Source organism: Marinilactibacillus psychrotolerans, from assembly GCF_900101525.1.
Taxonomy (GTDB): domain Bacteria; phylum Bacillota; class Bacilli; order Lactobacillales; family Carnobacteriaceae_A; genus Marinilactibacillus; species Marinilactibacillus psychrotolerans.
Window position 1 is genome coordinate 1 of sequence record NZ_FMZD01000036.1, and the last position, 7356, is coordinate 7356.

Below are 7356 nucleotides of genomic sequence, written 5' to 3' on the forward strand. Positions count from 1 at the left end.
TCGCAATAAAATTATTGATTATTAATCGATTTGTTTTAGCTCAAATGAATAAATAATCAATAAGAGCGGGTAAGAACTAAATTGATAAACCATTAAAAGCATAAAATAATCAAACTGCTACGTAGAAAGTTATTATAACTAAAAATAGAAAATTTTTGATGTACTTAACAAAATGTATTGCTATAATTAAATGGTCTTACATAATTATTGAGATAGTAGATAGTAGATAGTAGATAGTAGATAGTAGATAGTAGATAGTAGATAGTAGATAGTAGATAGTAGTCATAAACTTATAAAAGACCTATGATTATTAGAAAGGAATGCCTATGAAAAGAATTCTCATTATCGGGTCTCCCGGATCTGGTAAATCTACTCTTGCAGTTCAATTATCAAAACAATTAGATTTACCTGTGGTTCATTTAGATAAGCTGAACTGGAAAGGCGATAAGAACACCTTAAATTCAATAGAATTTGACAAGGTACTAGAAAAAGTGCTTAAACAAGATAAATGGATAATCGATGGGAATTATGGTCGAACCTTAAGAAAACGTATAGAACATGCAGATACTATTATTTGGTTAGACCTTCCTAGATTAATTTGTGTCTATAGAATCTGCAAGAGATATATAAAAGGCAAAATCACAAAATCTAAAGCATATGGGAACCCAATTCAATTAGAACCAGATTTTTTAAGTTTCGTGTGGAATTTCAACCGTACAAATAGGCCGGACATTTTAAATATTTTAAATGAAAATGGACATAAAGAGATTATTATATTAAAAAATCAAACTGAAATCGATGAAGTAAAAAAACAATTTTGAATTAATGATAATTTTCTAATAAATAAAACAAAGAAATACTAATCTATAAAAAAAATTATTAGTAAAAGATTTATTTATAGAAAGTACATTTAGCTAAAATACTCCGATTTAAAATGAAAACACTTTTATATTATGTCATAAATGTGAACAGACATTCTTTTTTTTATAAACACACCTTTTATAACTATATAAAACGTTGATTCCATCACTTATAATTATTTATGAGAGGTGTGAGTGGATGACAGAGAACAAACTTAAGTTAGAAATTGAATCCCTAAAAAAAGAATTAAAATCCGTTAAACGATTGAATAATGAATTATTAAATTTACAAGAGGAACAGGATTCACTTGGTTTTTCCTGGTCAGGTAATTTAGGTCATTGGTTCTGGGATTTTCAAGTTAATAGAGTCACGTTTAATCCAATGAAAGCAATGGCATTAGGTTTTGAAAAAGAAGAATTACCAGAATATGTGGATTTTCAATTTTTCACAAATCGACTGCATCCAGAAGATTATGAACGAGTGATGGACGCCATGAGAGATCATTTGTCAAATAAAATCCCTGTATGGGAAGTTAGATACCGAATTAAAACGAAGAGTGGAGAATACCGTACCTATTATGATCGAGGAAAGGTCACCAAAAGGACTGCAGATGGCGCCCCATTATTCTTGTCGGGAATTGTATTTGATATTACTGAATACGAAGAGGAACGTCGCAGACTGCTTGAGGAAAATAAAGAATGGGCAATTCAAGCAAAAAAAGATTCTATGACGGGTTTATATAATCGTACAAATATCTTATTCGAATTAGGTAAGTTAGTAAATGAAGCGCAAGTAGAAGCTGATAAGTTTCTATCAATCATATTACTAGATATTGATAATTTAAGTCATCAGAATTCATTGTTTGGGCCATTATTTGGAGACGAAATTATTCGGAGAACTAGCCAAATTATTGAAGATCATATAAATGAAGAAAACTATGCTGGAAGTTTTGAAGGCGGAAAATTTATGATCTTATTGCCGGGTACTAAGAAAAATGAAGCTCATCAGATTGCTGATGAAATCAGACAAAAGGTTAACCGAGCTGATTATAGCGAACCAGCAGAAGTCACAAGCAGTTCTGGAGTCGCTCAATATATTTCTGCTGAAACTGTTAGTCAGTTATTCAACCGCGCAGATCGAATGTTATACAGAGTTAAAACTTCTGGAAAAAATCAAGTTCAATCCTAAAACAGAGTATAATTTAATAACTTAAACGTTGAAGTAGCCTATTGGTTGCTTTTTTGTTTGGTTAAATAACAAAAGCAAATTCTTTGCTTGAAAAAGCTTTCTCTGTCATAGTTAGTATAAATACTAAAGGAGATGAAAGTAATGGAAGATATAAAAGAAAAAGCACTTAAAATTATGGAAAAAAATGATGTTGGTGTAATGGCGACAATTTCTGGAAATAAACCAATGGCACGTTACATGTCTTTTTATAGCAAAGGATTTACGCTGTATACAATAACGGATAAGCGAACTGAAAAAGTAGAAGATCTTGAAAAAAATTCCAATGTATTCGTCTTACTTGGATATGAAGAAGGCATTTTTGATAAAGATTATGTGGAGGTTGAAGGGGAAGTATCTATGGTCAAAAATCAGGAAATCATTGAGAAATCTTGGAACGATTATATGGATGATCAGTATGCGAGCAAAGAAGATCCTAATATTTTAGTGTTAGAAATTAAACCAACTAAGATTAATGTGAAAAGTAAAAAAGGCAAAGAAGTTGAAGAAATTATATTATAAAAAGTTAGCTATACTGATTATCAGGAATGAAAGAAGCATATAAACTTCTTTCATTCCTTTTTTATTACTTTAAAAATGATTAAGATATATAGTGGGTTAAACCAGAATATGCCCGGAATAAGAGCTGTTACATAGAGCTTATAATAATAAACCTCTAAAAAGTGTTCATATAAACAAATTGAAGACTGTACGCTAAGGCAAAATTGTATTACAATAATAGCAATAGAACTTACGGAACGGATGAATGGAATGGACGATAAAAAGGTTTCGATATTAGGCATTCCTTTTGATAATTTAACTCGAGTAGAATTTTTGACTCGGCTGCTTGAGCGGATGGAAGCAAACAAAAAAACGTTTCTTGTAACTGCGAATCCAGAAATTGTTATGTATGCTAAAGAAGATGATGAATATTATCATTTGTTGCTAAATGCAGACTATATAGCGCCAGATGGTATAGGAATCGTGAGAGCCGCTAAGAAGTTAGGAACTCCTATCAAAGAGAGGGTACCAGGATTTGAATTAATGTTGGGGTTGCTTGAATTATCCAACATGCATAAAAAGCGAGTATATTTTATAGGTGCTAAAGAAGAAGTCGTGACTCAAGCAGTTAAGAATGCTGAAAAAGTATGGCCAAATCTTGTAGTTGCAGGATATCACCATGGTTACTTTGATCATTCCGATAATGGAATGATTGAACGTATAAAGTCGCTCGAACCTGACTTAATACTAGTGGCATTTGGATTTCCCCGACAGGAAAAATGGATTCATCAATACCTAGAGACGGCGGAACATGGAATAGCTGTTGGAGTAGGGGGAAGTTTTGATGTGCTGTCTGGGAAAGCGAAACGAGCGCCTAAAATTGTACAGAAACTTCATATAGAATGGTTATACAGATTAGTAAAACAACCTTCTAGATATCGCAGGATGCTTGCACTACCGGCTTTTATGCAACAAGTAAAAAAACAAAAGCTGTTAGAAAAAACAAAAAAGAAACGAGATAATTAATGAAAGTATTACATGTAAACGCAGGGAACGAATATGGCGGCGGATTGTTTCATATTTTATCGATATTTCAAGGGATTTCACAGCTTGAAATGGATTTATTAGTATTCGAAGATGGACCAGTAGCGGAAATGGCTAGAAAAAATGGTATAAATGTATTTATACTTCCTCAAAAGTCTCGATATGATCTGACAATACTATCGAGACTAAAATCTTTTATTAATGATCGTGAGTATACGATCCTACATACACATGGCCCGAGAGCTAATCTGTTGATTTCTTTAATAAGGAAACGATTAGCAGCAAAATGGGTCATGACCGTACACAGTGATCCTACACTTGATTTTAAGGATAGAGGAATTAAAGGACGGATTTTTGAAATTCTCAATTTACACACGATTAAAAAAACGGATCGAGTGATTGCTGTTTCAAGTGAGATAAAAGAAATATTGGTTAATAATAGAGTACCTACTGATGATATAACCGTTGTTCATAATGGAAGAAATTTCAATCTAACACCTTCTGAAATAAGCAAAGTTTCAGATCGGTTAAATATTGTTACAGTTGGAAGACTAGAGTGGGTAAAAGGACATAAATACTTGCTTCAAGCGTTAGGTAAGACAAAGCATCCTGATTGGCACTTAACCATCTGTGGAGCAGGACAAGAAGAGCGTTCTCTTAAAATACTTGCGGATGAATTACATCTATCAAAAAAAATAAATTTCTTGGGATGGGTAGATTCTTTAGAAGTGAGTAAACAAATTGCTCAAGCAGATGTTATGGTATTACCTTCTCTGAGTGAAAGTTTTCCATTAGTTGCTTTAGAAGCAGCAGAGAACCATATACCGGTTATTGCTACAGAAGTAGGTGATGTGAAAAACATGATTCCAGATAAATCTATGGGATGGATAGTTCAAAAAGCTTCATCAGACGAATTGGCAGCAGCAATTGAAGAAGCATATGCTGATTGGAAAACGAATACTCTAAAACAAAAAGGTAAACACTTTTTCAACTGGAGTAGTCAGTTTACAATTCAAAAACAAGGGTTAGAGACCATGAAAGTATATCAGCAATGTCTAAAATCAGAGAAGTAAACAAATACAAGCATTGTGATATAGAGGTTAATTTCACAAAAAATAGTAACAAGAATGTGATATACTAGCTAACATATTGTAAGTAACTCTAGGAGGATATCAAAATGAACCGAACGTATACGGATGATAGCGTGGCGTTGCACACAGACTTATATGAAATCAATATGATTTTAACCCATTGGAAAAAAGGTAATGATCAAAAACGTGCAGTATTTGAAGTTTATTATCGTAATAATCCTTTCGGTATGGGGTATACAGTCTTTACAGGATTAGAAAGAGTAGTCAATTATATACAAGAATTACGTTTTACCGAGTCGGATATTCAATATTTAAGAGAAATTGAAGGGTATCCTGAAGAATTTTTGACTTATCTGAAGAACTGGCGGTTTAAAGGAACACTTCGTTCGTTTAAAGAAGGAGAAGTCGCATTTGCAAATGAACCTTTGATTCAAGTGGAAGGATCTATTGTGGATTGTCAGCTAATTGAGACGGCTTTGTTAAATATTGTGAACTTTCAAACATTAGTTGCTACTAAAGCTGCTCAAATCAAGAGCGCAGCGGGGAATGATCCGGTTCTAGAATTTGGTGCACGTCGAGCACAGGAAATGGATGCAGCAATTTGGGGAGCTCGCGCAACATATATTGCTGGAGTAGATTCTACTAGTAATACAAGAGCAGCGAAAATATTTGGCATTCCAGCTTCTGGAACCCATGCTCATGCATTAGTTCAAGCTTATCGGGATGAATATCAAGCCTTTAAAGCATATGCTGAGACACATAAGGATTGTGTTTTTCTTGTGGATACATTTAATACCTTAGATTCTGGGGTTCCCAATGCAATCAAAGTTGCTAGAGAAATGGGTGACTCAATCAATTTTTTAGGTGTGCGATTAGATTCTGGTGACTTATCATACTTATCTAAAAGAGTACGTCAGCAGCTAGATGAAGCAGGGTTTCCTGATGCAAAAATATTCGTTTCCAACGACCTAGATGCAGAAACAATTTTAAATCTGAAAATGCAAGGGGCTAAAATTGATGTTTGGGGTGTAGGAACTAAAATGATTACAGCCTATGATCAACCTGCTTTGGGAGCAGTTTATAAAATCGTTTCTGTTGAAGGAAATGATGGGAATATGCACCATACACTTAAATTAACCGGGAATGTTGCGAAAATTACAACTCCGGGTAAAAAACAGGTATGGCGAGTACGTTCTTATAATAATAAAAAGCCCGAAGGGGATTACATTTCGTTAGTAGATGAACGTCCAAATGAACAAAAAGAATTATTTATGTTTCATCCGCAGTATACGTATATCAATAAAACAATCACGGATTATAATGCCCGTCCTTTATTGCATGATATTATAGTAGATGGAAAAGTTGTTTATACACTACCTACACTTGAAGAGATAAGAGAATATGCAATGCAAAGTTTATCCGAACAGTGGGAAGAGCATAAACGGTTATTGAATCCAGAACCATACCCAGTAGATCTTTCACAGGATCTTTATGCAGCAAAAGTTGAAACAATTAATTTGTTCAAAAGTATGCCGGCCGATCAGTCAAAATCGTTGTTTTAAATCTCTTTACAAATTTATGATAAACTATGACTACAAAAATTTCTTAAAATTAAATAGGAGATGATGAATAGAATGTCAGAATTGCAAAAACAAATTATTGAAGAAATGGCAGTTAAGCCAAAAATTGACCCAAAAGAAGAAATTAGAAAAAGCGTTGATTTAATGAAAGATTATCTGAAAAAACATGACTTTCTTAAGACCTTAGTATTAGGCATCTCAGGCGGGCAAGATTCATCCCTGTTAGGCAAATTAGCACAGATTGCAATGGAAGAACTTCGTGAAGAAACAGGAAATGAAGAATATGCTTTTATCGCCATGCGCTTACCTTATGGTGAACAAGCAGATGAAGAAGAGGCGATGGCAGCTATTGACTGGATGAAGCCTGATAAGGTCGTACGCGTAGATATTAAACCTACTGTGGATGCATCCGAAGCATCTATTAAAGCAGGCGGGATGGAAATTTCAGATTTTAATAAAGGAAATATTAAAGCTCGTGAAAGAATGGTTATTCAATATGCTGTGGCTGCACATCATAATGGAGCAGTATTAGGTACAGATCATTCAGCGGAAAGTGTCACTGGATTTTTCACAAAATTTGGAGATGGTGGAACAGACTTGAATCCATTGTTTAGACTGAGCAAAGGGCAAGGGAAAGCTTTACTGAAAGAACTGAATGCACCAACTAAATTTTATGAGAAGACTCCAACAGCTGATCTTGAAAGCGATAGACCAGGAAGATCTGACGAAGATGCTTTAGGTGTTACTTATGAAGAAATCGATCAGTATCTTGCAGGAAAAGAAGTTTCTGAGCAAGCTGCCCAAACAATTGAGAATTGGTACTTGAAAACTCAACACAAACGTCATCTACCAGTTACAATATTTGATGATTTTTGGAGATAAATACTATTGTAAAAGAACTGAGACAATTTTGTCTCAGTTCTTTTTTGATTTATCGACAGTTATAGTGGAACTCAGATCGCAAAACAAATTGAGTAGAGAGATAAAGAGGTATTATGTATTAACTGAGGTTGCAAAATGAATTGAGTAGAGAGATAAAGAGGTATTATGTATTA

At 33.8% G+C, this 7356-nt stretch carries 7 protein-coding genes; all 7 read left to right on the top strand.

From position 1 onward, the window contains the following. Positions 1-326: 326 nt before the first annotated feature. Positions 327-821 carry a P-loop NTPase family protein gene (locus BLT22_RS11860; protein ID WP_091763486.1) on the top strand — a complete coding sequence of 165 codons (495 nt, stop codon included), beginning with the start codon at positions 327-329 and terminating at the stop codon, positions 819-821. A gap of 238 nt (positions 822-1059) precedes the next feature. Continuing rightward, positions 1060-2049, top strand: coding sequence for a sensor domain-containing diguanylate cyclase (locus BLT22_RS11865; RefSeq protein ID WP_091763487.1), 990 nt, complete (start codon positions 1060-1062; stop codon positions 2047-2049). 141 nt (positions 2050-2190) lie between these two features. Then, complete coding sequence (locus tag BLT22_RS11870) at positions 2191-2607, top strand: pyridoxamine 5'-phosphate oxidase family protein (protein ID WP_087060419.1); 417 nt, start codon at positions 2191-2193, stop codon at positions 2605-2607. Positions 2608-2856: 249 nt separating this feature from the next. After that, entirely contained in the window at positions 2857-3612 is a 756-nt protein-coding gene (locus tag BLT22_RS11875; RefSeq protein ID WP_091763488.1) for a WecB/TagA/CpsF family glycosyltransferase, read from the top strand. Beyond that, the gene (locus BLT22_RS11880; RefSeq protein WP_087060415.1) at positions 3612-4703 is read left to right on the top strand and encodes a glycosyltransferase family 4 protein; all 1092 of its coding nucleotides are present in this window, start codon (positions 3612-3614) and stop codon (positions 4701-4703) included. The genes BLT22_RS11875 and BLT22_RS11880 overlap by 1 nt, the downstream gene beginning before the upstream one ends. A 104-nt stretch (positions 4704-4807) precedes the next feature. Next, the gene (locus BLT22_RS11885; RefSeq protein WP_091763489.1) at positions 4808-6283 is read left to right on the top strand and encodes a nicotinate phosphoribosyltransferase; all 1476 of its coding nucleotides are present in this window, start codon (positions 4808-4810) and stop codon (positions 6281-6283) included. A 72-nt stretch (positions 6284-6355) separates the two neighbouring features. After that, positions 6356-7183 (top strand): NAD(+) synthase, encoded by an 828-nt coding sequence (gene nadE, locus BLT22_RS11890; protein ID WP_091763490.1) that lies wholly within the window; start codon positions 6356-6358, stop codon positions 7181-7183. Positions 7184-7356: the final 173 nt, after the last annotated feature.